At 61.5% G+C, this 23,932-nt stretch carries 23 protein-coding genes; 11 read left to right on the top strand and 12 right to left on the bottom strand.

All coding sequences use genetic code 11. The features are described from left to right. Positions 1-4 precede the first annotated feature (4 nt). The 3 genes from cysB to R3355_RS09140 form a co-directional block, all read right to left on the bottom strand. A complete protein-coding gene (gene cysB, locus R3355_RS09150; protein ID WP_318948021.1) occupies positions 5-979 on the bottom strand; it encodes an HTH-type transcriptional regulator CysB in 975 nt (324 codons plus the stop codon). Between the two features lie 152 nt (positions 980-1,131). After that, positions 1,132-1,632, bottom strand: coding sequence for a universal stress protein (locus tag R3355_RS09145; RefSeq protein ID WP_318948022.1), 501 nt, complete (start codon positions 1,630-1,632; stop codon positions 1,132-1,134). Between the two features lie 175 nt (positions 1,633-1,807). Beyond that, on the bottom strand, positions 1,808-2,713 hold the full coding sequence (locus R3355_RS09140) for a 5'-nucleotidase (protein WP_318948023.1): 906 nt from the start codon (positions 2,711-2,713) through the stop codon (positions 1,808-1,810). A 179-nt stretch (positions 2,714-2,892) separates the two neighbouring features. On the opposite strand from R3355_RS09140, the gene R3355_RS09135 reads away from it, so the two are divergent. Next, positions 2,893-3,330, top strand: a complete 438-nt coding sequence (locus R3355_RS09135; protein WP_318960932.1) for a PilZ domain-containing protein — start codon at positions 2,893-2,895, stop codon at positions 3,328-3,330. 145 nt (positions 3,331-3,475) lie between these two features. Next, entirely contained in the window at positions 3,476-4,552 is a 1,077-nt protein-coding gene (locus R3355_RS09130; RefSeq protein WP_318948027.1) for a 3-deoxy-7-phosphoheptulonate synthase, read from the top strand. A 55-nt stretch (positions 4,553-4,607) separates the two neighbouring features. Here the strand turns inward: R3355_RS09130 and R3355_RS09125 are convergent, their stop codons facing one another. Together R3355_RS09125 and R3355_RS09120 are read right to left on the bottom strand one after the other, a co-directional pair. Next, on the bottom strand, positions 4,608-4,889 hold the full coding sequence (locus R3355_RS09125) for a GNAT family N-acetyltransferase (protein WP_318948029.1): 282 nt from the start codon (positions 4,887-4,889) through the stop codon (positions 4,608-4,610). Between the two features lie 191 nt (positions 4,890-5,080). Further along, a complete protein-coding gene (locus tag R3355_RS09120; protein WP_318960931.1) occupies positions 5,081-6,457 on the bottom strand; it encodes a GntP family permease in 1,377 nt (458 codons plus the stop codon). Between the two features lie 554 nt (positions 6,458-7,011). Here R3355_RS09120 and R3355_RS09115 point away from each other — a divergent pair. Further along, a complete protein-coding gene (locus R3355_RS09115) occupies positions 7,012-7,263 on the top strand; it encodes an Lpp/OprI family alanine-zipper lipoprotein (RefSeq protein ID WP_318948032.1) in 252 nt (83 codons plus the stop codon). Positions 7,264-7,910: 647 nt separating this feature from the next. On the opposite strand, the gene R3355_RS09110 is transcribed toward R3355_RS09115, so the two are convergent. Further along, positions 7,911-9,431, bottom strand: a complete 1,521-nt coding sequence (locus tag R3355_RS09110) for an aldehyde dehydrogenase family protein (RefSeq protein WP_318960930.1) — start codon at positions 9,429-9,431, stop codon at positions 7,911-7,913. Positions 9,432-10,099: 668 nt separating this feature from the next. On the opposite strand from R3355_RS09110, the gene pqqA reads away from it, so the two are divergent. The 6 genes from pqqA to R3355_RS09085 all read left to right on the top strand — a co-directional run bounded on the left by pqqA (position 10,100) and on the right by R3355_RS09085 (position 14,186). Continuing rightward, on the top strand, positions 10,100-10,174 hold the full coding sequence (gene pqqA, locus R3355_RS24310; RefSeq protein WP_003282509.1) for a pyrroloquinoline quinone precursor peptide PqqA: 75 nt from the start codon (positions 10,100-10,102) through the stop codon (positions 10,172-10,174). A gap of 60 nt (positions 10,175-10,234) precedes the next feature. Next, positions 10,235-10,528, top strand: coding sequence for a pyrroloquinoline quinone biosynthesis peptide chaperone PqqD (pqqD, locus tag R3355_RS09105; RefSeq protein ID WP_318960929.1), 294 nt, complete (start codon positions 10,235-10,237; stop codon positions 10,526-10,528). Next, complete coding sequence (gene pqqE / locus R3355_RS09100) at positions 10,497-11,642, top strand: pyrroloquinoline quinone biosynthesis protein PqqE (protein WP_318960928.1); 1,146 nt, start codon at positions 10,497-10,499, stop codon at positions 11,640-11,642. Before pqqD ends, pqqE begins: the two co-directional genes overlap by 32 nt. 88 nt (positions 11,643-11,730) lie before the next feature. Then, positions 11,731-12,231: a urate hydroxylase PuuD gene (locus tag R3355_RS09095; protein WP_413243495.1), complete on the top strand. Its 501-nt coding sequence runs from the start codon at positions 11,731-11,733 to the stop codon at positions 12,229-12,231. Then, positions 12,209-13,333: a 3-phosphoserine/phosphohydroxythreonine transaminase gene (gene serC, locus R3355_RS09090; protein ID WP_318960926.1), complete on the top strand. Its 1,125-nt coding sequence runs from the start codon at positions 12,209-12,211 to the stop codon at positions 13,331-13,333. The genes R3355_RS09095 and serC overlap by 23 nt, the downstream gene beginning before the upstream one ends. Then, complete coding sequence (locus R3355_RS09085) at positions 13,326-14,186, top strand: phosphoserine aminotransferase (RefSeq protein ID WP_318960925.1); 861 nt, start codon at positions 13,326-13,328, stop codon at positions 14,184-14,186. The genes serC and R3355_RS09085 overlap by 8 nt, the downstream gene beginning before the upstream one ends. A gap of 284 nt (positions 14,187-14,470) precedes the next feature. Here the strand turns inward: R3355_RS09085 and R3355_RS09080 are convergent, their stop codons facing one another. Next, positions 14,471-16,246, bottom strand: coding sequence for a PQQ-dependent methanol/ethanol family dehydrogenase (locus R3355_RS09080; RefSeq protein ID WP_413243494.1), 1,776 nt, complete (start codon positions 16,244-16,246; stop codon positions 14,471-14,473). Between the two features lie 670 nt (positions 16,247-16,916). On the opposite strand from R3355_RS09080, the gene R3355_RS09075 reads away from it, so the two are divergent. Next, positions 16,917-18,125: a GGDEF domain-containing protein gene (locus tag R3355_RS09075; RefSeq protein ID WP_318960924.1), complete on the top strand. Its 1,209-nt coding sequence runs from the start codon at positions 16,917-16,919 to the stop codon at positions 18,123-18,125. 50 nt (positions 18,126-18,175) lie between these two features. Here the strand turns inward: R3355_RS09075 and R3355_RS09070 are convergent, their stop codons facing one another. From R3355_RS09070 to pedF, 5 genes are all read right to left on the bottom strand, one after another. Next, a complete protein-coding gene (locus R3355_RS09070) occupies positions 18,176-19,105 on the bottom strand; it encodes a quinoprotein relay system zinc metallohydrolase 1 (protein WP_318960923.1) in 930 nt (309 codons plus the stop codon). 52 nt (positions 19,106-19,157) lie between these two features. Further along, the gene (locus tag R3355_RS09065; RefSeq protein ID WP_318948046.1) at positions 19,158-19,475 is read right to left on the bottom strand and encodes an EthD family reductase; all 318 of its coding nucleotides are present in this window, start codon (positions 19,473-19,475) and stop codon (positions 19,158-19,160) included. A gap of 103 nt (positions 19,476-19,578) precedes the next feature. Then, positions 19,579-20,328 (bottom strand): quinoprotein dehydrogenase-associated SoxYZ-like carrier, encoded by a 750-nt coding sequence (locus R3355_RS09060; RefSeq protein ID WP_318960922.1) that lies wholly within the window; start codon positions 20,326-20,328, stop codon positions 19,579-19,581. A 64-nt stretch (positions 20,329-20,392) separates the two neighbouring features. After that, positions 20,393-21,295: a substrate-binding periplasmic protein gene (locus tag R3355_RS09055; protein WP_318960921.1), complete on the bottom strand. Its 903-nt coding sequence runs from the start codon at positions 21,293-21,295 to the stop codon at positions 20,393-20,395. Between the two features lie 5 nt (positions 21,296-21,300). Continuing rightward, on the bottom strand, positions 21,301-21,720 hold the full coding sequence (pedF, locus tag R3355_RS09050) for a cytochrome c-550 PedF (protein ID WP_318960920.1): 420 nt from the start codon (positions 21,718-21,720) through the stop codon (positions 21,301-21,303). Positions 21,721-22,022: 302 nt separating this feature from the next. On the opposite strand from pedF, the gene exaA reads away from it, so the two are divergent. Then, on the top strand, positions 22,023-23,894 hold the full coding sequence (exaA, locus tag R3355_RS09045; protein ID WP_318960919.1) for a quinoprotein ethanol dehydrogenase: 1,872 nt from the start codon (positions 22,023-22,025) through the stop codon (positions 23,892-23,894). The last annotated feature ends 38 nt before the right edge of the window (positions 23,895-23,932 follow it).

Raw genomic sequence — 23,932 nt, 5'->3', positions numbered from 1 at the left:
CCACTCAGTAAGTTGGCAGTTCGACATCGCGGAACAACTCTTCCAGCTCGGATTTATTGTGACATTGCACCGCCTTGGCCAGTACTTCGCGGGTCAGGTGCGGGGCGAATTTCTCGATGAAATCGCACATGAACCCACGCAGGAAGGTGCCACGGCGAAAGCCTATCTTGGTCACGCTGGACTCGAACAGATCGCTGGCATCGAGCACCACCAGATCGGGGTCGAGCGTGGCGTCCACCGCCATCCTGGCCACGATGCCCACCCCGAGGCCGAGGCGCACATAGGTTTTGATCACGTCGGCGTCGGCGGCAGTGAAGACTACCTTGGGGGTCAGGCCGCGATGACTGAAGGCTTCGTCCAGCTTGGAGCGGCCAGTGAATCCGAACACGTAGGTGACGATCGAGTGCTCGGCCAGGGCTTCCAGGGTCAGCTTCGGCAGCTTGCTCAATGGATGGCCCTGGGGCACTACCACACAGCGATTCCAGCGGTAGCACGGCATCATCACCAGGTCATTGAACAGCTCCAGCCCCTCGGTGGCGATGGCGAAATCCACGGTGCCATCGGCGGCCATCTCGGCGATCTGCATCGGTGTGCCCTGGTGCATGTGCAGGGCGACATCCGGATATTGCTTGATGAATGCACTGATCACTGCCGGCAAGGCATAGCGCGCCTGAGTGTGGGTAGTGGCGATGGACAAGGTGCCCTTCTTCTCGTTGGAGAACTCCTGGGCAATCTGCTTGATGCTCTCGACCTTGCGCAGGATTTCCCCGGCGGTGGTGATGATCCGCTCGCCCGCCGGGGTGACCCGGGTCAGGTGTTTGCCGCTGCGGGCGAAGACCTCAACGCCTAACTCGTCCTCGAGTAAACGGATCTGCTTGCTGATGCCCGGCTGCGAGGTGTAGAGGCTCTGTGCGGTGGCCGAAACGTTGAGTTCGTGATGCGCGACTTCCCAGATGTAGCGCAGTTGCTGAAGCTTCATAAAAATCCCTCAAAGCAGATAAGCAGCCGTCCAGTGGCCGACGACGTTATATAACCATATACATGGTTTAGCCATTAAATTTAGACGATTTTATTTAGGCCTGCTGATTATTCTTCGAAATAAAAAAACGACCCTGGAGGCGCAGAGCCTTCTCAGTCCTCACCCCGAGCGCGGTGCTGCAACATCGGCACCAAATACACTGGAACTTCGGACAACTGCACCAGGCGTGCGGCCGTGCGGCCCAATGGAGTATCCGGACCGGAGCCATGGCTGTGACTGCCGACGACCAACAAATCCACCCCACGCTTCTGTGCCTCTTCGAGAATCACCAAGGGTGGATCGCCCTGCACCACTTGCACCGAACGGATCACCTCGAGCTCGTGCTGGGACTCACCGAGCTCATCGCGAAAGCCCTCCAATACCCGTTGTTCGATACTCGCCATAACCGTACTCAGGCCGTTATGGCGCAATTCCTTGAGCCGTTCTTCATCCAGATAGGTTTGCAGCACCGACTCGGCAAACAGCCCCATAGGTTCCACCGCATGCACGACATACAGGCTGGCATTGAAAGCACGGGTCAGCGCCAAGGCATGCTGCAAGACGTAGGGGGCATAAAGACCAAGATCGGTAGCATAGAGAATCGAGCGAATCATGCGGTCTCCTAGTCTCCCAGACTGCCTCGCTGGCAGGCCTAACTTGAGCTTAGCAGCGCCATCTGCAAGTCAACAAAACTGCAGTTATTCAGGACGAATGGTTATATGCGCATGGCCTGAGAGCCGCTGGGGCGGCATCCGGATTCAGGCTTGCGCAGCAGGACAACCCACAAACCTAGAGTTGCGGCTCGTTACTCACCCCATGGGGGACATGCCCGGTAGCGACGACCTCGCGGGCTTTCTCGCAGTGTCCCGCCTGGTCGTCGAAGAAAACGTCGGCACCGAAGGTCTCGAGAATCGCCGATTTCTCCAGCCCGCCCAGAAAGAACGACTCATCAAGGCGAATATTCCACTCGCGCAAGGTGCGGATCACCCGCTCATGGGCCGGTGCCGAGCGGGCAGTAACCAGGGCCGTACGAATCGGGCAGGCCTCTTCGGGAAACTCCTGCTGCAGGAGATGCAGCGCCGCGAGGAAAGGCTTGAAGGGGCCACCGCCGAGCAACTCGCGAGCCGACTCACGTTCGTGGCTCTGGAAGGCTTCCAGGCCGCCCTGCTGATAGACCCGCTCGGACTCGTCGGAGAACAGTACGGCATCGCCGTCGAAGGCGATGCGCAGCTCATTGCTCGCGGCTCGCCGCGCCCCACCGGAGAGAATGGTGGCCGCGCCGAACCCCGAACGCAGTGCACTACGTACATCTTCGGCGTGTGTCGAGAGAAACAGATGGCAGCCGAACGCCGCCAGATAGGGATCGGGGCTGCGGCCGCCGACGAAGGCTGCACGCGAGATACCCAGGCCGTAGTGCTGGATCGAATTGAAGGCGCGCAATCCGGTATCGGCACTGTTGCGCGACACCAGAATCACCTCCACCCGCGCCTGACCCAATGCGGTGTTCAGCCCCAACAGCTTCTCCACCAGGGGAAAGGCGTCACCAGGCATGAGGATTTCGTCCTCATGCTCGATCTGATAGCGACGATAGGCTTCGACCCCTTCGCCCTCATACACGCGGTGACTCTCGCGCAGGTCGAACAGCGCCCGCGAGGAAATCGCCAGCACCAGCTTGTCGCCCATCCCCTTGCTCATGCTTACCTCGGTGTCTGTAAAAGTCGGCTGCCATGCGAGGCCGCTTGGTGTGGGCTGGAGACAACGGTCTGGGCGGGCGTTTTCTTGCCAACGACCCGCATCAAAGTCGGCCAGTTGCAATGTCAGTCACTATACTATCTATAACGATGTCAAATTGATGGCATAGGGAGTCGGTTGCCATGCGCCGTTTTCTGCGTCACCCCAGCGATATGCCAGTGGAGTTGGTGCTCCGCAAACAAACCTTTATACCCAAACAACGGCTGAACAATATCAGCCTCGGCGGAGTGGCGTGCAACTCCAGATGTGGCTTTCGCCGTGGCACCGCGATAGAGCTGCGCATCCCGCTGTTTGGCGAGCTGGCACGCTACCCCGGCGTAGTCGCCTGGTGTCGCAGGCAGCCCGACGATTACCTGGTCGGTATCGCCTTTATCGACGAAGACACGTTATTTCGCGCACGCATGGTCGAGCAGGTCTGTCAGATCGAACATTATCGCCAGCAACGCGAATTGGCGCTGGGCGAACATCTGGCGATCGAGAGCATCGCCGAGGAATGGATCGCACATCACGCGGCCGAATTCTCCAATGCAAGCCTGCAATCCCTGTTTCATTCCGGTTAACGACCTTAGACCCATTGTCTAGCCCGCCTGTAACGCGCTAAGGTTCTGCATCCCCGCTGTGCTCATAAATGCTGTGCTCCGCCACACGGGGACCGCTGGCGGCCGGCACCCGTGACCTGACGACCCTGACCTGATGAAAAGCACGATGGCTGACTTACCGATCGACGACCTTAACGTTGCCTCCAACGAAACCCTGATCACTCCCGATCAGCTCAAGCGCGAAATTCCGCTGACCGATGCCGCGCTGCACACTGTCGCCACTGGCCGCCAGGTGATTCGCGACATCCTCGATGGTAAAGACCATCGTTTGTTCGTGGTGGTCGGCCCCTGCTCGATTCACGACATCAAAGCTGCCCACGAATACGCCGAACGCCTCAAGGCGCTCGCAGCAGAAGTGTCGGACAGCCTGTATCTGGTGATGCGCGTGTACTTCGAAAAGCCGCGTACCACGGTGGGCTGGAAAGGATTGATCAACGATCCCTACCTTGACGACTCGTTCAAGATTCAGGACGGCTTGCACATCGGCCGCCAATTGCTGCGTGACCTGGCGGAAATGGGCCTGCCAACCGCTACCGAGGCCCTCGACCCGATCTCCCCACAGTACTTGCAGGATCTGATCAGCTGGTCGGCCATCGGCGCCCGCACCACAGAATCGCAGACCCACCGGGAAATGGCTTCGGGCTTGTCCTCGGCGGTTGGCTTCAAGAACGGTACCGATGGTGGCCTGACCGTAGCGATAAATGCGCTGCAATCGGTTTCCAGCCCACACCGCTTCCTCGGCATCAACCAGGAAGGTGGCGTGTCCATCGTTACCACCAAGGGCAATGCCTACGGTCACGTGGTGCTGCGCGGCGGCAATGGCAAGCCGAACTACGATTCGGTCAGCGTCGCCGTTTGCGAGCAGGAGCTGACCAAGGCCGGTATCCGCCCGAACATCATGGTCGACTGCAGCCATGCCAACTCGAACAAGGATCCGGCACTGCAACCCCTGGTGATGGACAATGTTGCCAACCAGATTCTCGAAGGCAACCAATCGATCGTTGGCCTGATGGTCGAGAGCCATCTGGGCTGGGGCAACCAGTCGATACCGAAAGACCTCAGCCAGCTGAAATATGGTGTGTCCGTCACCGATGCCTGCATCGACTGGGACAGCACCGAAAAAACCCTGCGCAGCATGCATGCCAAACTCAAGGATGTACTGCCCAAGCGCCATCGCGGCTAGACGCCACACACATAAAAACGCCGGGCGATGCCCGGCGTTTTTGTAAGCGGTTACGTCAGCCTCTGACGCTATGGCGCTGGCGACGCTCCATATAACGTTCGACGTAGGAACACGAAGGAATCACCGAGTAATCCATGCGCTCGGCGTACTGCAAGGCATGCTCGGTCAATGCCGCGGCAATACCACGACCGCGCAACGAGTTCGGCACGAAGGTACGGTAAATATCCAAGGTCTGCTTGCCCAGATCCATATAGGCCAGGTACGCACGATCACCATCCACTGTGGTCTCGAACTGGTGACCCTTGAGGTCATGGTGAATGGACAACGCCTCGCTCATCGCAACTCCTCTGAAAATAACCTGCAAACCATACCCGCACCTTAGCGATATTTTCCGGGCGAAGCGACCTCGGCATTTCGCCATCAGCGCACTTGCAGTCGCAATCGCCCGCATTGATCGGCGTTGTCGCCCCCGGATTGCATGCTCAGGCGAAGGCGCAGACGTGCCGACAACCCTTGACCTCGCCTCCCCTAGAACACGCTCAGGAAAGCGATGCAGCACAGCACCGCGATCACCGGAATCAATACCGTCACGACGAAAAGGTCCTTGTAAGCCTGCTTGTGGGTCAAGCCCATGATCATCAGCATGGCAATCACTGCTCCGCAGTGGGGCAGCGAGTCAAACCCGCCCGAGGCAATAGTGGCTATACGGTGCAGGACTTCAGGCTCGACGCCCATTTCCAGGTATTTGGGTGCCAGCGTCTGCATGAATATCTGCAAGCCGCCGGAGGAGGAACCGACAATCCCGGAAACCACACTGACCGAAGCAAAAATCGACAACAGCGGCGGCAAGTCCACCGTCAGAATCCACTGGGAAAACTGGGCAAAGCCAGGTGTCTGGGTGACCACGCCACCAAAGCCAATCACCGCAGCGGTGTTCAGCAGCGGCATGATCGCATCGTCGGCTCCCTGCCCGAGCAGCGCGAGCGTATTGCGCCGCAAGCCCGCGAACAGCATGACCGCAACCCCAGTGGCGATCACCAGAGCCAGGCTTGGCCAGAGAATTGGCTGCTGCAGGCTGAAGCCTACCACCTGACCGAGCACGCCCTGCCCCGGGACGACCGCGCCGCTTAACAGCAGCAAGCGTGGCAGTATGATGATACCCAGCACCACCAGGATAGGCACCAGAGCCAACCCCCAATGCGGCCCGGAACCCGGCGCACTGGCCAATTGCTCCATGCGCAAGTCCTGCGTATTGGCCTCAAAACCCTCGCCCTGCTCACGCGCCAGGCGCCATTCACGCTGAACATAAGCCATGCCCAGCGCAACCATCAACACACTCGCGGCCACCCCAATCCATGCACCGGCAAACAAGTCGGTGCCCAAGGCGCTGGCGGCGATGACATTGTGAATCGAGGGCGTGCCCGGCATCGCGGTCATGGTGAAAGTGCCGGCGCCCAAGGCAGTGGCGGCACAGAATAGCCGCTTGGGCAGGTTGGCCTCACGCATCAAGGTGATACCCAGGGGATACATGGTAAAAATCACCACGAACACAACCACCCCGCCATAGGTCAGCAACGCGCAGACCAGCATGGTGACCCACAGGGTCCGGCGAATGCCGAGGCTCCGCGTAATCGCCTGGGCAATGCTGCTGGCCGCCTGACTCGCGGCCATGACCTTGCCGAATATGGCGCCGCAGAGAAACAGCACGAAGAACTTGCCAGCAAAGGTGAAGGCACCCAAGGGACCGAAAGGGAAATACTCGAGTAACGCCTGTGGCGCGTGCAAGCCATTGCTCAACGCCACCACCAGGGCGCAGAGCAAGGCCGCAATAAATATGTTCACCCCGCGCAATGCCATGAAAATCAACAAGGCCAAGCCAGCCAACAACCCCGCATTCCCAAGCATGCGTAACCTCCGTTATTTTTGTACTTGTCGGACCACCTTATACCGCAACGCACACCTTGCCTGCGCAAGCCTGGAGCCTGCCGCAATGCCGCTCACTTAAACCCAGTGAGCGCATTTTTTGTAGCCCGGTTGAAATCCGGCACCTGTAACCACTCCCGGATTGCATCCGGGCCAGGCACGAAACCCATGCTTGCGACAAACGAAGCAAGCGCACTCTTTCGCCGGGTCGACGGAAAAGCAGCAGACATCCAGATTTCCGCAGTAAGGCAGTCCCAGGCAGGCAGCGTCGCTGAACCCTGCGATGCTGTGATGCTGTGATGCTGTGATGCTGTATAGCAGTAAACTCCGCGACAGCGCAGCAACAACGAGAACTGTATGCTTTTCATACAAAGCACCAGAAGTTGCCGCGACGCCCTTGGCCAACATAAAAAAAAACTTGCAGCGCTTGCACCGCCTTCATTTACTTACTAAAAGTTATGGGTAGTATATACGCCGGCTAATTTCCTACTTTCTGGAAATTGCTTTATGGAAAACTCCACCTCAAGGGGAACACGATGAACAACGTTCTGAAATTCTCTGCTCTGGCTTTGGCCGCAGTTCTGGCTACCGGTTGCAGCAGCATGTCCAAAGAAACTGAAGCACGTCTGACCGCTACCGAAGACGCTGCTGCCCGTGCTCAAGCCCGTGCCGATGAAGCCTATCGCAAGGCTGATGACGCCATGGCAGCTGCTCTGAAGGCTCAGCAAACTGCTGACGAAGCCAATGAGCGCGCTCTGCGTATGCTGGACAAAGCCAGCCGCAAGTAATAGCCCTCAAGGCTAACTAAAGCCGATCCCCCTAAGGATCGGCTTTTTTATGGGCGCTCCTATTACCCGGTGAAGCGATTAGCTCGGGCTGGGGGCACAGCCGCCACATAGTCCAGCACGTTGACTGCCCGCTGAGCATCCACCTCAGCGAGGCCTGATTTCATCCGTTGTATCGCCTACTGCGTAAAGCACGTGGACAGATGCTCACATGTATCCATGGAGTATTGGGCGCACCCAATCGGCAAAGGCCGTACTCCTGGCACCGCATCCGGCATGCCGATCCGCAGCGGACGTCGAGAGTTTGAAGTCATGAGCGGCGTGGTAATCCCGGTTCGCCCTGGACGGCTCTTGTACAGCTTCGCGCACCCTCCTCGCCACACTCGGTCACCCGCATACGGTTGCGCTTCACTTCGTTCGCCGTGGTCAGCTTGCGGCGGGACTTTCCCCCGCAAGATTGCTCCCATGCCGGGCGCACATAAAAAACGCGGCCGAAGCCGCGTTGCGAGAGTGATTTGCTGCCGTAAGATCAGGCCACTGCCAGCCTGCTGCAAATCTCGCCCTAAGGGGCCTATCGCAGGGTAACCCGGCGCACGGGAGCACGTGCGCCGAGGAGCAACATTTGACTCAGGAAAAGCCCAGCAGGCGACTCAAAAGAAGCCCAGCGGGTTGATGTCGTAGCTGATCAGCAGGTTCTTGGTCTGCTGGTAGTGGTCGAGCATCATCTTGTGGGTCTCGCGGCCGACACCGGACTTCTTGTAGCCACCGAAGGCGGCGTGCGCCGGGTACAGGTGGTAGCAGTTGGTCCATACGCGACCGGCCTTGATCGCCCGGCCCATGCGGTAGGCGCGGTTGATGTCACGGGTCCAGAGGCCGGCACCCAGGCCGAACTCGGTGTCGTTGGCAATCGCCAGGGCTTCGGCTTCGTCCTTGAAGGTGGTGATCCCCACCACCGGGCCGAAGATCTCTTCCTGGAACACGCGCATCTTGTTGTTGCCCTTGAGCAGGGTCGGCTGGATGTAGTAACCGCTGGCCAGGTCGCCTTCCAGGCGTTCCGCCGCGCCGCCGGTGAGCAGCTCGGCGCCCTCCTCCTGGGCGATCTGCAGGTAGCTGAGGATCTTGTCGTACTGCTGCTCGGAGGCCTGGGCACCGACCATGGTCTCGGTGTCCAGCGGATCGCCGCGCTTGATCACCTGGATCTTCTTCATCACCTCGACCATGAAGGCGTCGTAGATCGATTCCTGCACCAGCGCCCGCGATGGGCAGGTGCACACCTCGCCCTGGTTGAAGAAGGCCAACACCAGACCTTCGGCGGCTTTTTCGATGAAGGCCGGCTCGGCGTTCATGATGTCTTCGAAGAAGATGTTCGGCGACTTGCCGCCCAGCTCCACGGTCGACGGAATGATGTTCTCGGCGGCGCACTTGAGGATGTGCGAACCGACCGGGGTGGAGCCGGTGAAGGCGATCTTGGCGATGCGCTTGCTGGTGGCCAGGGCCTCACCGGCTTCGCGGCCAAAGCCCTGGACCACGTTGAGCACGCCCGGCGGCAACAGGTCGCCGATCAGCTCCATCAGCACGGTGATCGACAGCGGCGTCTGCTCGGCCGGCTTGAGCACGATGCAGTTGCCGGCGGCCAGGGCCGGAGCGAGTTTCCAGGCGGCCATCAGCAGCGGGAAGTTCCACGGAATGATCTGCCCGACCACGCCCAGCGGCTCGTGGAAGTGATAGGCGGCGGTGTGTTCGTCGATCTCGGCGGCGCTGCCTTCCTGGGCACGGATGCAGCCGGCGTAGTAACGGAAGTGGTCGGCGGCCAGGGGCACGTCGGCATTCAGGGTTTCGCGCACGGCCTTGCCGTTGTCCCAGGTTTCGGCCACGGCCAACAGTTCAAGGTTGGCTTCGATGCGGTCGGCGATCTTCAGCAGCACCAGCGAGCGGTTCTGCACCGAGGTCTTGCCCCAGGCATCGGCGGCGGCGTGGGCGGCATCCAGGGCGCGCTCGATATCTTCGGCGCTGGAACGGGGAAATTCACCAATTACTGAGGCATCGACCGGGCTGGTGTTGCTGAAGTACATGCCATTGACCGGCGCGACGAACTCGCCACCGATGAAGTTGCCGTAGCGCGGCTTGAGGGTGATAACAGCGCCTGGCGTGCCGGGTTTAGCGTAAATCATGATGATGACCTCTCTTCTCTTGTCGGAGCCTGCCCCCGGGAACGTGGAACAGGTCATGGTTCGATATTAGGAAGCTGCCGGCTCGACCGGTATGCGCCCATGGCACAGAACATCTCGTCATTTGGTAGTAGGTGCGCAGGTTGTCTATGCAGGGTCTTGGCTCGTCCAGCTGGCCATGTAGCTGGATAGTTCAGCGTAGCTGCTTCTGCCAGTGCATGCCGTCGGCATCCTGGCAAAGCAGACCGTAGGGTGTTGCTTGCCGCAGGCGGTGCACCATTGGTTCACTGGCACGGCACAAAAGCTGGGGGTTGTCGCTGCGCGGCGAACGGATTGCCGCCCAGCCTTCCTTAAGACAGTTCGTGTTCGGTCAAGGTTTCGCTTCAGCAGATAACTCGCCAAGCAAGTTTCACCCTTCATTCAAACGGGCAATCCATACACAATACCCGCGAGGCAAAAGGTGTTTATCTTACTGACCAACTGCATACTTACCCTTGATTAAAATCAACAACCGGACAGCCTACTTCAACTATTTAAATCACGCAGCAAATCCACTACCAACTACCCGGACAGCTCATTCCAAAGTCTTATTAATATTCGCCAGCACTTGCCTGTAGCCTCGATTTGCAACACCGCAAACAGTGAACTTACCCCTCAACAGGAGATAGACCATGCAGTGGATAGATCCGGACTTTTGCGACCTGCGTCTGGGCTTCGAAGTCACCGCGTACGTTTACGTGCGCTAAGCCGTTAACCCGGCGGAGCGCCTGAGATGGCGCCCCGCCGCTGCAGTCGCGAGGCAGGCCATGACAACCGTTCCGATAGACCTGGCAGATCGTTTCGAAATCCGTCCGCCTTTCATGTTCCGTTGGGAACAGTCGCAGCAAGCCCATGTTCTTCTCTATCCGGAAGGCATCGTCAAACTTAATAAAACCGGCGGCGATATTCTCAACTGCTGCGATGGCCAGACTGACGTAGCCGAATTGATCGAGAAACTTGGCGCACTGTATGAAGTAGCCGACGCGAATGTAATCAGCAATGGCGTCCTGCGTTTCCTGGAGGTGTCCCGTGACAAAGGCTGGATCCGAATTAAGACTTGATGGCAATGGCAACCCGGTCTGGTTGTTGCTGGAATTAACCTACCAGTGCCCGTTGCAATGCGTGTTCTGCAGCAACCCGCGCAACTTTGCCGATTACCGTCGTAACGAGTTGAGCACGGCCGAGTGGATCGACGTGATGCGCCAGGCCCGCGAGCTCGGCGCCATGCAGATCGGCTTTTCCGGTGGCGAGCCGACCTTGCGCAAGGATCTGGAAATTCTGGTGGCCGAGGCCGATCGCCTGGGCTACTACACCAACCTGATCACCTCCGGCATCGGCCTCACCGAGGCGCGCCTGCGCGCGCTCAAGGACGCCGGCCTGCGGCATATCCAGCTCGGCTTCCAGTCCACAGACCGGGCCACGGCACAGCAGCTGGCCGGCGTCGATTGCCTGGAGCGTAAGCTCGGCATGGCCCGCGCGATCAAGGCCCATGGCTTCCCGATGGTGCTCAACGTGCCGATCACCCGGCAGAACATCGGCCAGATCCCGCAAATCATCGAGTTCGCCGCCGAGCTGGGGGTGGACTACATCGAACTGGCCAACGTGCAGTACTACAACTGGGCGCTGCTCAACCGCGAGCAACTGATGCCGACCCGCGAAGAACTGCTGCGCGCCGAGGCCCAGGTGCAGGAGGCCCGCGAGCGCCTGGGCGATCGCCTGACCATCTTCTTCGTCATCCCCGACTACTACGAAGGCCGGCCCAAGGCCTGCATGAACGGCTGGGGCGCCATCCACCTGACCATCGCGCCCAATGGCAACGTACTGCCCTGCTCCCAGGCCAGCAGCTTCGAGCACCTGGATTTCCCCAACGTGCGCCAGCAGCGCCTGGGCGAAATCTGGCACGACTCGCCGATCTTCAACCTGTATCGCGGCGATGCCTGGATGCCGCAGCCGTGCCGCAGCTGCGACGAGAAGGAAAAGGACTTCGGCGGCTGCCGCTGCCAGGCGCTGTTGCTCACCGGTTCCGGCGACAACACCGATCCGGCGTGCAGCAAGTCGCCCCATCACCACCTGATCCAGCAGGCGGTGGCACTGGCGCAGCAGGCGCCACAGCCACCGGGCACACTGATTGCGCGCCACGCCAGCCAGGGGGTGAAACTTGAAACTACCCCATGACTCCTTCGCCGGCACCGTCGGCGCCGGCCTCGCGCTGACCCTGGGCTGCTACCTGCTGCTCCTGTTCTGGCTGCAATAGGAGTTGCCCATGGCCGTCATCGATCTACTGGCTCGCTACGCCCACCTGCTGTTCGCCCTGGTCTGGGTCGGTCACAACTACGCCAGCTTCATCCAGAATCCCAGGTTCGTGCCTCTGCAGAACGGCATCGACACCAGCACCCTGAACCGCGACCTGGAACAACGGATGAAGCGCGAGCACGGCATCTTCCGCTACGCCTCGCTGGTGGTCTGGCTCTCCGGCATGCTGATGCTCTGGCAGCGCGGCTGGCTGGAAGACGCCCTGCTGCTGCAAGGCCCGCTTGCGGTGATCGGCCTCGGCGCCTGGATCGGCACCCTGATGCTGCTCAATCTGTGGCTGGTGCTCTGGCCGCACCAGAAGAAGCTGCTGGGTTTCGTTCCGGCTAGCCTGGAGGAGCGGGTGCGCTGCTCGCGGATCACCTTCCTCTCCTCGCGCAGCAACACCATCCTATCGATGCCCTTGCTGTTTCTGATGGCGGCTGGTGGTCATGGCCTGCATCTGTTTTCCTGAAGACGCGCCGGCAGCCCGCAGCGGCGAGCGCTACAACTTCGCTGCCGGGCCGGCGATGCTGCCGCCGACGGTGCTCGCGCAGATCCAGGACGAGCTGCCGGACTGGCGCGGCAGCGGTCAGTCCCTGCTGGAACTGCCGTTCACCGGCGCGCCGTTCAAAGGGCTGATGCACGAGGCCGAGCAGGATCTGCGCGAACTGTTGACGATCCCGTCGAACTACCGTGTGCTGTTCATGCATGGCGGCGCGACCTGCCAGTTCGGCCTGTTGCCGCTGAACCTGCTCGCGCCCGGCCAGTCGGCCGATTACCTGGACAGCGGCTACTGGGCAGCCAAGGCGATTGCCGAGGCTCGCCGCCATGCGCCGCTGAACATCATCGCCAGCGCCAGCGCCAGCGAAGGCTTGCGCGCAATTCCGCCACCCGAGCAATGGCGCCTCGACCCGCGGGCCGGCTACTGCCACGTCACCAGCAACGAGACCGCCAACGGTCTGCAGCTGCAGCACTTCCCCGAATTGTCGGTGCCGCTGGTGGCGGACATGAGCTCGGATTTCCTCACCCGCCCGCTGCCGGTCGAGCGCTTCGGCCTGATCTACGCCAGCGCGCAGAAGAACCTCGGCATCGCCGGCCTGTGCCTGCTGATCGTGCGCGACGACCTGCTCAAGGCGCCGCGCCCCGGGCTGCCCTCGCCGTTCAGCTACGCCCTGCAGGCCGAGCAGCAGAGTCGCCTGTGCACCCCGCCGACCTTCGCCCTCTATGTTGCCGCCTTGATGCTGCGCTGGATCGGCCAGCAGGGCGGGCTCACAGCCATGGCCAGCGCCAACGCGCGCAAGAGCCAACTGCTCTACCAGCACATCGATGCCAGCGACCTTTACCACTGCCGCCAGCAGCCGGCGGATCGCTCCGCCATCAATACCTGCTTCCACCTGCGCGACCCACGCCTGCTGCCGGACTTTCTCAGGGAGGCCGCAGCGGCAGGCCTGCTCAACCTTCAGGGCCATGCCGCCATCGGCGGCATCCGCGCCAGCCTGTATAACGCCATGCCGATGGCCGGGGTCAAACGGCTGGTGGCCTTCATGCACGGTTTTGAACGCCAGCATGGCTGATGCCATGGGCAGCCTTGGTCATAAGCTGGCCCTGCAACTGGCTTGCACCAGCGCCCGCTGGCTGACGTCGCCTGCCTGCGCGCACCCCGTCGAGGTGATGGGTCTGCGCTTCGCGTCAAAGCTGGGCATCGCCGCCGGTTTCGACCGCTTTGGCCGACTCGCTCGACGTGCCGGCAGCCTGGGTTTCGGCTTCAACGAAATCGGCAGCCTCGATCATGGCGCGATAGCTCAACTGTCGGCGCAGGCGCACTCGCCCGGGACAGCGCGACTTGGGATCAACCTGAGCCTGGCCCCAGACATTAGCCTAGGCACACTGCGTGGCAGTCTGGCCCGCGCCTGGCCGCTGGCCGACTACCTGATGCTCAACCTGATCGGTCCAGGCAGCGCGGCGCTGCTCGGCGCCGAGCAACGGCCACGGCTGCGCCAGCTGCTGGCCGCGGCACGCAGCGAACAGCGGCGACTCAACGGATCCGGACGCAGCGTGCCGCTGGCAGTCAAACTGCGCTGCCTGCCCGGCCAGGTGCCCCTGGCCCTGGCCGAACTGCTGCTGGAATTGGGCTACGACGGCCTGCTCGCCGCCCATGATCCCGGCCCACCGGCGACCCGCCAGCGTTATCGCGCCTGGCAGGACGCCGCCCAGCAGGCGCAAGCCTGCGCGCAGATCGAGCAGCTGCGACGCTTGTGCGGCGGACAAATCGCCCTGATGTCGGTCGGTGGCATCCAGAGCGCCGAACACCTCCAGACCCGGCTCGCCGCCGGCGCCGAGCTGGTGCAGGTGCACAGCGTCCTGTTGCATGGCTGGCCCTGGAATGTGCAGCGCCTGCTCGCCGGCGGCAGGCCTGAGAGGCAGTGAAAAAACTCTCGCCTGTTGCGGACGCCTGAAGTCGCTCTCGCGACGGCGCTCGATATCTTCACAACCGCTTGGTGCGCACGGCGCACCCTACCCGTGGCGCAGACCGTAGGGTGGATGACGCTCTACCCATCCACCAAATTCCGATGGTGGATGATAAAGGCGTCATCCACCCTACCCAGCTCTTGCAGCCCGGATACAATCCGGGACGATTCGTCAGACGACAGAAAGCACAAGGCCGGCTAAAAGCCGGCCTTGTGCATCATTGGTGTTTCAGGAGTAACCGATCAGCGCTTGGCGACCAGGTCCTTCGGCAGCTTGAAGGTCCAGAGCATGCCGCCCTGGTTGAAGTTCTTCACCCGCTTGGCCACTTCGCCGCCCCACAGTGGCACCGCGCCGCCCCAGCCGGAGAGTACGGAGACATACTGCTCGCCGTCCATTTCCCAGGTAACTGGCGAACCGAGTACGCCGGAACCAGTCTGGAATTCCCAGACCTGCTCGCCGGTCTTGGCGTTGAAGGCCTTGAGGAAGCCCTCAGGCGTGCCGGTGAATACCAGGTTGCCCTTGGTGGTCATCACCCCGCCCCACAGTGGCGCGAAGTTCTTCTGGCGCCAGACTTCCTTGCCGGTCTTCGGGTCGATGGCGCGCAGCACGCCGATGTAGTCCTCGTTCAACGGACGGATGGTGAAACCGGCACCGAGGTAGGCGGCGCCCTTCTTGTAGGCGATCTCCTCGTTCCAGATGTCCATGCCCCATTCGTTGGACGGCACATAGAACAGACCGGTGTCCTTGCTGTAGGCCATCGGCATCCAGTTCTTCGCCCCGAGGAAGGCCGGTGCGGCGAATACCGAACTGCCCTTGGTCTCGCCACCCGGTGCGCCCGGACGGTTGGCTTCGTCGTAGATCGGCCGGCCATTCTTGTCCAGGCCCTTGGCCCAGGTGATCTTGTCGACGAACGGGAAGCCGCGGATGAACTTGCCGTTGGTGCGATCGAGCACGTAGAAGAAGCCGTTACGGTCGGCGGTAGCCGCGGCCTGGATGGTCTTGCCGCCTTCCTGGTAGTTGAAGGAGACCAGCTCGTTGACGCCGTCGAAGTCCCAGCCGTCGTGCGGGGTGGTCTGGAAGTGCCACTTGATGGTGCCGTCGTCCGGGTTCAGGGCCAGACGCGAGGACGAATAGAGGTTGTCGCCGGGACGCAGGTGCGAGTTCCATGGCGCCGGGTTACCGGTACCGAACAGCAACAGATTGGTTTCCGGGTCGTACAGGCCGCCCAGCCAAGGCGCCGCACCGCCGGTCTTCCACAGGTCGCCCGGCCAGGTCTTGCCGGCTTCGCCGCCAGAGATGCCGTTCTCGACCTTCTTGCCGTCCTTGTAGACGTAGCCCATGTGGCCTTCTACGGTCGGACGGGTCCACAGCAGTTCGCCATTTTTCGGGTCATAGGCCTCGATCTTGCCCACTACGCCGAACTCGCCACCGGACACCCCGGTGATCAGCTTGCCATTGATCACCAGCGGCGCCGCGGTGATCGAGTAACCGGCCTTGTGGTCGGCGACGCTCTTGCGCCATACAACTTTGCCGGTGTCCTTGTTCAAGGCCACCAGCTTGGCGTCCAGGGTGCCGAAGATCACCAGGTCGCCGTACAAGGCGACACCCCGGTTGATCACGTCGCAGCATGGACGGATGTCATCCGGCAGGCGCGCATCGTATTGCCAGAGTTCCTTGCCAGTGCGCGCATCCACGGCGAAAACCCGCGAGTAGGAGGCAGTGACGTACATCACGCCGTCCTTGATCATCGGCTGGGCTTGCTGGCCGCGCTGCTTTTCACCGCCGAAGGACATGGCCCAGACCGGACGCAGATCCTTGATGTTCTCGGTATTGAGAATATCCAGGGTGCTGTAACGCTGACCTTGCAGGCCCATGCCGTTGGTGACGATCTCATTGGTGGTGTTCACATCGTTGAGAATTTCCTTATCGGTGACAGCCAACGCCGACGCGGCGGGGAAGAACATGGCGGCACACAGTGCACTAAGCACGAACGGCTTGCGTAGACCGGAGTGTTTCATTGCGGTTACCTCTGCGGGTTAATTGTTATCCCCGGGAAATTTTCCCGGTCTGCAGTAATTCTTGGCTGCAAGGCGCAATGCAACAATTGAACGCAGTACCGATTTAACTACTCCCTTGGTAGCAATACTCGCTCACCGGCCGGCAATGTCAGCCACTACAGCCAGCCCACTATTCCCGTCAGCGCAAGCGGGTGACGATCAGCTGCAGTCGTGCAGCTCTTGGAGCCTGACCCGCAGCGCTCGTGACCGAAGCCGCCGCTGCAACAGCCGCGAACGCTCGCCACCCCGACTTAAGTGCCACCCTGCCCACCTGAAAAGAGCATACCCAGCAGGCCTCGCAACGTTTAGAAGGTGACCCCCCGCGCCAAGGAGAAAGCCCATGGGCCATCAACGGCAATGGCGGCCTGCTCGGGCGCCCCGTGCAACTACTGACCCGCAACAGTGCCTCGCAGATCATCCACCGGATGTCCGGCGAGGCCACCGTACCGAGCCACGACGACTGGCAGCAGGAGCGCGGGGAAGACCTGGTATTGCAATAGCCCCAGCTTTGGTCTGATTGAACCGATCACCCAGACCACTAGACTAGACCGGGCAACAAGCCCCGAGCGTGCGCAGTGCCTGGCGACTACGCTATAGCCATTGGCCATGACTGCTGACCTGCTGAGACGCTATGATCGCGCATACCCCGACCATCTTTGCCTCGGTTGCTCTCGTGGCGACGATCATGGCCTTCTGCCTGATTCTCGTTGGCCAGTTCAACCTGCGCGACGGCCTGCTTACCAGTGGCTGCGGCTTGCTCGCGCATGCCTTGGCCTATGTCTGTTACACCCTCTATGGACAGGCGCCGCTGTGGCTCACCTACGGCGTCGCCAATACGCTGCTGGCTGTAGCGTTGGCGTTCTACAGCGTCGGTATTTTCCGCATCCGGGTGCTGCCGGTGCCCTGGCTGCACATCCTCAGCCTGCCGGCCCTGATGCTGCTGTCGATGGCCCTGCTGATCGACACCCGCGAACCGCGCATGCTCGCCGCTTCTGCCGTACTGATCATGCAATGCCTGCTGGTCATTCGCTGGGCCCGGCAACATGCCCTACCGGGCGGACGGGCGCACCTGCTGCTGATCATCGGCGCCAGCATCAGCCTGGTTGGCCTGCTGATGCGCGTGGCCGCGATCCTCAGCGGCACGGCCAGCGAGATGCAGTACGACGCCAGCAATCTGAAGCAGACCATCTCCGTCAGCCTTGGCACGGTCACGGTAATGATGCTCTCCCTCGGCCTGGTATTGCTCTCCAGGGAGCGCAGCGAATCGACGCTTCAACAGATGGCCCTGCTCGATTCGCTGACCGGCATTCTCAATCGCAGGGCCATCCTCGAGCAGTTCTCCAGCGAGCTGGAACGTACTCGCCGCGCCCACACGAACCTGGCACTCGCCATGATCGATCTCGATCATTTCAAGCAGATCAACGACCTGTATGGTCACCTGGCAGGTGATGAGGTGCTTTGTCATTGCGTCCGTCATTTCAAGCAGCGTCTGCGCGAGTCCGACACTATCGGCCGCTATGGGGGCGAGGAGTTTCTTCTGCTGCTGCCCGACACCGGCACAGCCGGGGTGATGACCGCTCTAGATGACTTGCGCCAGTCGTTGACCGACACCCCCGCCCAATTTGGCGACCTCAGTATCGGACTCAGCTTCAGTGCCGGGGTCTGGTGCGGCGTGCCCGGTCCCGAGGACAGCATCGCCAGCCTGATTGCCCAGGCGGATGCCGCGCTGTATGCGGCCAAGGCCGGCGGACGCAATACCCTGCGGCTTGCAGAGCAAAAATCGCCTGGAGTGGTCCAGCACGGCGAATTGGCACGCTCGGTTGAACCCGGCGCCGGGTGACTGCTTGCCGGGATGTCTGCAGACCGCCCCAACGCATCGCCTGCCGCGTCCTACCTGTCCAGGCGCTCGAACTGGGCCTGCTCATAACGCGGATAGAGGTGGCTGACGCTGCGGATCAGTTCGTAGCGGCTCAGGCTGATAGCGGTAAAGCGTGGCGGGATGGCGACGCCAATCAGCTCACTCATCTCCGCCCCCTGGGCGGCACCCTCGCGCATCACGCTATCGAGCCAACCAAGATAGTCGCGCATCTGGGTGAACGGCGCGGCGTTACTGGCGACCGGTCCGTGACCGGGGACGATCTGCTTCCAGGGCAACGCCTGCAGTTGCTCGAGGTCGCTCAACCAGACATCCAGTCCCGGCGTGCCCGGTGTGGTCAGCGCGCGCTGGTAGAACAGCAGGTCGCCGGCAAACAGCACGCCGCTGGCTTCGTCGAGAATAGCCAGGTCGGCGCCGGTATGGCCGCGCAACCCCAACAGACGTAAACGTCGACCACCGACTTCGAGGAGCCCGGGGGTCAGGGTTTGCGTCGGCAATACGACTTCGGTGCCGCGCATCCAGTCGCCGACCAGGCGGTACATGTTCTCTGCCATGGCCTCGCCCTGTTCGGCCAGTAACGTCGTGGTTGCGGCCAGGGCCGCAATCGGCACATCGCTGAAGGCCTGGTTGCCCAATACGTGATCGGGATGATGGTGAGTCAGCAGCAGCATGAGCACCGGCTTGTCGGTGACCCTGGCAATCGCCAGACGCAGGGCTTCGCCATAGCGCTTCGACGGGCCGCTGTCGATCACCAGTACGCCCTGATCGGTGACGATGAACCCGCTGTTGACGATATTGCCGCCATTGCTCTGGGCGAAATTCTCGGTACTGCCTTCCAGCAACCAGACGCCGTCGGCAATCTGCCGGGGCTGCAGGCCGTAGTCGAAGTCGGCCCGCGCGGTGAGCGAGAAGCAGATCAGGGCCAATATCGGCAACCAGCGCATAGGCACCTCTATGTCTAATTCAAACGGCGCCCTGGATTTGGCGCGACTGGCATCAGGGCGCCAGCCTGACCTCGCTGATCTGGATCAGTGGCTGGCTGTCGGTGAAGTTGGACAGATCGCCCATGATCCGCTCGGCGTGCGGGGCAAAGCTTTTCTGGAAACTCTCGACGCTGTCGAAATACAGGTGGCCCATGGCGACGAAGGGTGCCTGGCTGCCCGGGTCGGCGCTGGCCAGGCCCTGATCCACGGCGATGGCCTTGCAGGCATCGCCCAAACACTTGCGCACGATATCCATGTGCTGGTTGCAGTAGTAGTGATGGTCGAAACGCACGCCCGGATTGTTGGGGTAGAGCACGCTGACTTTGATCATTGGATTTCCCCTGAGTTGTTATCGGTGGGTTGCGGATAAATCCACCGCTATAAAATAATCTGCTGACGCCCTTTGTGCAGGAACCAGCAGTTCCCTCGCGGCCCTACAACACCGCCTTGAACTCGTTGCCATTGTTATCGCGCAGCCACAGCTCGGTTTCACCCTCGCCCTGCACCTCCAGACTGAGGGTCGGGTTCTCGCTGACGGAGGGAAACAGCTCGAGCGTGGCCAATACCTTGCCATCTTCGTCACGCAACTCGGCCTGATTGAGGTAGAACTCGGGAATACCGCCGACCAGGCCATTGTCCATCGGGTGGGCGATCTGCAGACGCAGGCGATCGGTGCTTGCCAGCGCGAAGCGCTTACCCAGCACCTGGCCGAGGCGTTCTTCCCAGCCAGCTTCGGCGCGCACCACACTCGGTGCGGTACAGCCGCCGCCGGCGGCGTCGATATAACTGGAACCGACATGCCAGAGACCGTCACGAGTCAAGACCGCCGCGCGGATCGGCGTAGCCTGCTCGATGCGGATGCGCATCGCCAGGCGTGGCAGCACCTCGGCGCCCGGCGCGAAATCGAAAATCTGCGCGATGGGATTGAGCTCGGCCCAGGCCAGGATCCGCACCACCTGGCCCTGATAGGCGCTAGCATCCACCAGGATCGGCACCTGGCGGGCATCTTCGGCGAAGGGTGGCACTACGACCCGAACCTGCTCATCGAAGACGAAAGGCGCGCCATCGAGCAGGCGCGCGTGGTGGTAGTCCCACATCACCGAAGTGACAGGATCACCCTCCACTGCCCAACCCGCACAGGGCCAGGCGAACAACGCCAACAGCAGCAAAGACCGGCCATCCATCACACATCTCCTGCTTGGCGAACCCATTGCGAACGCCTGCTTCAGGCCGGCGCGCGGTAAACCGCTACTCGACCTCCTGATACAACCCCGGCAGTTCGTAATGCAGGCCATAGCGGCCATAGAGTTGCTTGATATCACCGGCGAGAATCAGCTCTTCGAGCTTTTCCTCCAGGGCGTAGGCCAGTTGCCGGTTGCTTGTGTGCACCGCCATGCCGATGTCCCAGACCTGCCTGCCCATGTTTGGATAGGCGTTCTCGGCCAAGGCCAGGTTACTGTCTGCGGCCTGCTTGACCTGCCAGTCGATCTCGCCGCGCAGGGCCATCACCGCATCGACTTCGCCGTCCTTCATCCCGGCGAAGGCGGCCTGGGGATTGGTGAAGTGATGGGTCTTGCCACTGAGCATGCCGTCGAACACCGAGGACAGGTAAAAGGACGGCACGCTGTCGACCTCGACGCCAATCGGGTGTTTCTGGAATACCGCCACACTGGGCACGGCCTCAAGCCGGCGCCGATCGAAGGCGACCTGCCAACGCTCGCGCTGGTAGGGGCCGAACATCACCACCAGATCGTTGACCAGCTCGCCGAACTCGTTGCTCATGTGGGAAAACTCGCGATCATAAGGCACCCGCAGCATCACGTCGGCCAGTACCTGCGGACGCAGATAATGCCCACGCCAGATGTAGTCACGCAGATCGTCGTCGAGCTTCTCCCCGGCCGGCGCCCAGATCAGCTCCAGCGTGAGACCCAAACCGCTGGCCAGTGCCTGGGCCACCTCGTAGTCGACCCCGCGTGGCTGACCATCCTGCTGGAAGCTGTAAGGCGGGAAATCCTCATAGAGGGCGACCTTGAGCACACCCGACTCGATGATCGAGTCGTAGCTACGCACCGGCGCCTGGGCCTGGGCTGGCGCAGCCACCAGAGCCAGGATGCTCAGCAACGCACTCAGCAGCAGGACATTTAGGCGCATGACCGTCACTCCTCGACTGCCACGCTCTCCAGGTAGCTGCGCACGGCCCACAGCGCTTCCTGGCTGAGGTAATCGGCCATCTTCGGCATATACACCCGGCCGTCGCGTACCGCGCCGTTGATCACCCGTTCCTTGTACCACTCATCGCCCAGGGCGCCGACTTCGAGCAGGCGCAGATCCGGGGCGATGCCGCCCGACTTGGCTTCCAGGCCGTGGCAGGCCGCGCAGTTCTGGTTGTATGCCGAGGCGCCGATTTCAATCGCCTTGGGGTTATCGCGGTAGGGGTTTTCTTCCAGCCACTCTTCACCCAGCGGTTCCAATCCTTCGGTCTTGACGTCTTGCGGCACCACATCGCCATGCGCCCAGAGATTGGCCGAGAAAGCCAATAGCAGCAGGGCGGCACCGGTTTTTTGTTGGATTTTCATGATCGAGACCTCTTCGAATACACGCAACACAGACTTTATGGAGCTTGGTTGTAGCCATCTTAGAAAGACCTCGGCAAGCATCGAATGCTGCTTTGGTGGCTCGTGCCTAGTCCCTTGGTAGTAGAGCTTGTGGCGGCCACTTGGCAGGGCTTTCGCAGCAAGGCCAAGTCATAGGCGGTTTGGGCATTTTTCCCGGCGCCAGCGGGAGCTTTTCCGTTTCGGCGAAACGGGCGTGGTTCCACTATCGGTTCACAGGTCGCTGAACGGCGACCTTATCTCCACCACCAATGGGAACCACAACCATGACAATAAGATCGTTACCCGGCACGCCACACCCCGTGGCCCTCGCCATCCACGGCCTGCTGCTGGTCGGCGGCCTGGCGCTGAGTGGCAGTGCGCTAGCCAAGAATGTCACCTGGGACGACATCGCCAACGACCACCTGAGCACCAGCAACGTGTTGCAATATGGCATGGGCACCAACGCCCAGCGCTGGAGCCCGCTGGCCCAGGTCAACGACCAGAACGTGTTCAAGCTGACCCCGGCCTGGTCCTACTCCTTCGGTGACGAGAAGCAGCGCGGCCAGGAGTCGCAGGCCCTGATCCACGACGGGGTGATCTACGTCACCGGCTCCTATTCACGGATGTTCGCCCTCGACGCCAAGACCGGCAAGCGCCTGTGGACCTACAGTCATCGCCTGCCGGACAACATCCGTCCGTGCTGCGACGTGGTCAACCGCGGTGCAGCGATCTACGGCGACAAGGTCTACTTCGGCACCCTCGACGCCCGCGTGGTGGCCTTGAACAAAGACACCGGCAAGGTGATGTGGAACAAGAAGTTCGGCGACCACGCGGTCGGCTACACCATGACCGGCGCGCCAACCCTGGTCAAAGACCAGAAGAGCGGCAAGACCCTGCTGATCCACGGCAGCTCCGGCGATGAATTCGGCGTGGTCGGCAAGCTGTTCGCCCGCGACCCGGATACCGGCGAAGAAGTCTGGATGCGCCCCTTCGTCGAAGGCCACATGGGCCGCATGAACGGCAAGGACAGCACGCCGACCGGCGATGTCAAGGCGCCGTCCTGGCCGGATGATCCAAACTCGCCGACCGGCAAGAAAGCCGCCTGGAGCCAGGGCGGCGGTGCGCCGTGGCAGAGCGCCAGCTTCGATGCCGAGACCAACACCATCATCGTCGGCGCCGGCAACCCCGCTCCGTGGAACGGCTGGGCGCGCACCGCCGAAGGCGGCGATCCGAAAGACTTCGACAGCCTCTACACCTCAGGGCAAGTCGGCGTCGACGCCAGTACCGGCGAAGTGAAGTGGTTCTACCAGCACACACCGAACGATGCCTGGGACTTCTCCGGCAACAACGAACTGGTGCTGTTCGACTACAAGGACAAGGCCGGCAAAACCATCAAGGCCAGTGCCCACGCCGACCGCAACGGCTTCTTCTATGTGGTCGACCGCGCCAACGGCAAGCTGCAGAACGCCTTCCCCTTCGTCGACAAGATCACCTGGGCCAGCCATATCGACCTGAAAACCGGCCGGCCGGTAGAGAATAAAGGTCAGCGTCCGCCCAAGCCCGAGCCGGGCGAAACCAAGGGCAAGTCGGTGGAAGTCTCGCCGCCCTTCCTCGGCGGCAAGAACTGGAACCCGATGGCCTACAGCCAGGACACCGGCCTGTTCTACGTGCCGGCCAACCACTGGAAAGAGGACTACTGGGCCGAAGAGGCCATCTATAAGCCGGGTTCCGCCTACCTGGGCATGGGCTTTCGGATCAAGCGCCTGTTCGACGACCACGTCGGTATCCTGCGCGCCATGAACCCGACCACCGGCAAGGTGGAGTGGGAGCACAAGGAAAAACTGCCGCTGTGGGCCGGGGTGCTGGCGACCAAGGGCAACCTGGTGTTCACCGGCACCGGCGACGGCTTTTTCAAGGCCTTCGACGCGAAAAACGGCAAGGAGCTGTGGAAGTTCCAGGTCGGCAGCGGAATCATCTCCCCGCCGATCACCTGGGAACAGGATGGCGAGCAGTACATCGGCGTGACCTCCGGCTACGGCGGCGCGGTGCCGCTGTGGGGCGGAGACATGGCCGAGCTGACCAAGCCGATCGCCCAAGGCGGCTCGTTCTGGGTGTTCAAGCTACCGAGCTGGGACAAGACCACGGCCAAGCGCTGAGTCCAGCCCGCCTGGTGCCCCCCGTAGGGTGCGCCATG

Source organism: Pseudomonas sp. (assembly GCF_033723075.1).
Classification (GTDB): Bacteria; Pseudomonadota; Gammaproteobacteria; order Pseudomonadales; family Pseudomonadaceae; genus Aquipseudomonas.
This window is presented reverse-complemented; position numbering and strand designations above follow the sequence as displayed.

Bases quoted from the DNA above. Each gene is read 5' to 3' on its own strand.
- cysB (WP_318948021.1), bottom strand. From the start codon at position 979: ATGAAGCTTCAGCAACTGCGCTACATCTGGGAAGTCGCGCATCACGAA.
- R3355_RS09145 (WP_318948022.1), bottom strand. From the start codon at position 1,632: ATGATTCGCTCGATTCTCTATGCTACCGATCTTGGTCTTTATGCCCCC.
- R3355_RS09140 (WP_318948023.1), bottom strand. From the start codon at position 2,713: ATGAGCAAGGGGATGGGCGACAAGCTGGTGCTGGCGATTTCCTCGCGG.
- R3355_RS09135 (WP_318960932.1), top strand. From the start codon at position 2,893: ATGCGCCGTTTTCTGCGTCACCCCAGCGATATGCCAGTGGAGTTGGTG.
- R3355_RS09130 (WP_318948027.1), top strand. From the start codon at position 3,476: ATGGCTGACTTACCGATCGACGACCTTAACGTTGCCTCCAACGAAACC.
- R3355_RS09125 (WP_318948029.1), bottom strand. From the start codon at position 4,889: ATGAGCGAGGCGTTGTCCATTCACCATGACCTCAAGGGTCACCAGTTC.
- R3355_RS09120 (WP_318960931.1), bottom strand. From the start codon at position 6,457: ATGCTTGGGAATGCGGGGTTGTTGGCTGGCTTGGCCTTGTTGATTTTC.
- R3355_RS09115 (WP_318948032.1), top strand. From the start codon at position 7,012: ATGAACAACGTTCTGAAATTCTCTGCTCTGGCTTTGGCCGCAGTTCTG.
- R3355_RS09110 (WP_318960930.1), bottom strand. From the start codon at position 9,431: ATGATTTACGCTAAACCCGGCACGCCAGGCGCTGTTATCACCCTCAAG.
- pqqD (WP_318960929.1), top strand. From the start codon at position 10,235: ATGACAACCGTTCCGATAGACCTGGCAGATCGTTTCGAAATCCGTCCG.
- R3355_RS09095 (WP_413243495.1), top strand. From the start codon at position 11,731: ATGGCCGTCATCGATCTACTGGCTCGCTACGCCCACCTGCTGTTCGCC.
- serC (WP_318960926.1), top strand. From the start codon at position 12,209: ATGGCCTGCATCTGTTTTCCTGAAGACGCGCCGGCAGCCCGCAGCGGC.
- R3355_RS09085 (WP_318960925.1), top strand. From the start codon at position 13,326: ATGGCTGATGCCATGGGCAGCCTTGGTCATAAGCTGGCCCTGCAACTG.
- R3355_RS09080 (WP_413243494.1), bottom strand. From the start codon at position 16,246: ATGAAACACTCCGGTCTACGCAAGCCGTTCGTGCTTAGTGCACTGTGT.
- R3355_RS09075 (WP_318960924.1), top strand. From the start codon at position 16,917: ATGATCGCGCATACCCCGACCATCTTTGCCTCGGTTGCTCTCGTGGCG.
- R3355_RS09070 (WP_318960923.1), bottom strand. From the start codon at position 19,105: ATGCGCTGGTTGCCGATATTGGCCCTGATCTGCTTCTCGCTCACCGCG.
- R3355_RS09065 (WP_318948046.1), bottom strand. From the start codon at position 19,475: ATGATCAAAGTCAGCGTGCTCTACCCCAACAATCCGGGCGTGCGTTTC.
- R3355_RS09060 (WP_318960922.1), bottom strand. From the start codon at position 20,328: ATGGATGGCCGGTCTTTGCTGCTGTTGGCGTTGTTCGCCTGGCCCTGT.
- R3355_RS09055 (WP_318960921.1), bottom strand. From the start codon at position 21,295: ATGCGCCTAAATGTCCTGCTGCTGAGTGCGTTGCTGAGCATCCTGGCT.
- pedF (WP_318960920.1), bottom strand. From the start codon at position 21,720: ATGAAAATCCAACAAAAAACCGGTGCCGCCCTGCTGCTATTGGCTTTC.
- exaA (WP_318960919.1), top strand. From the start codon at position 22,023: ATGACAATAAGATCGTTACCCGGCACGCCACACCCCGTGGCCCTCGCC.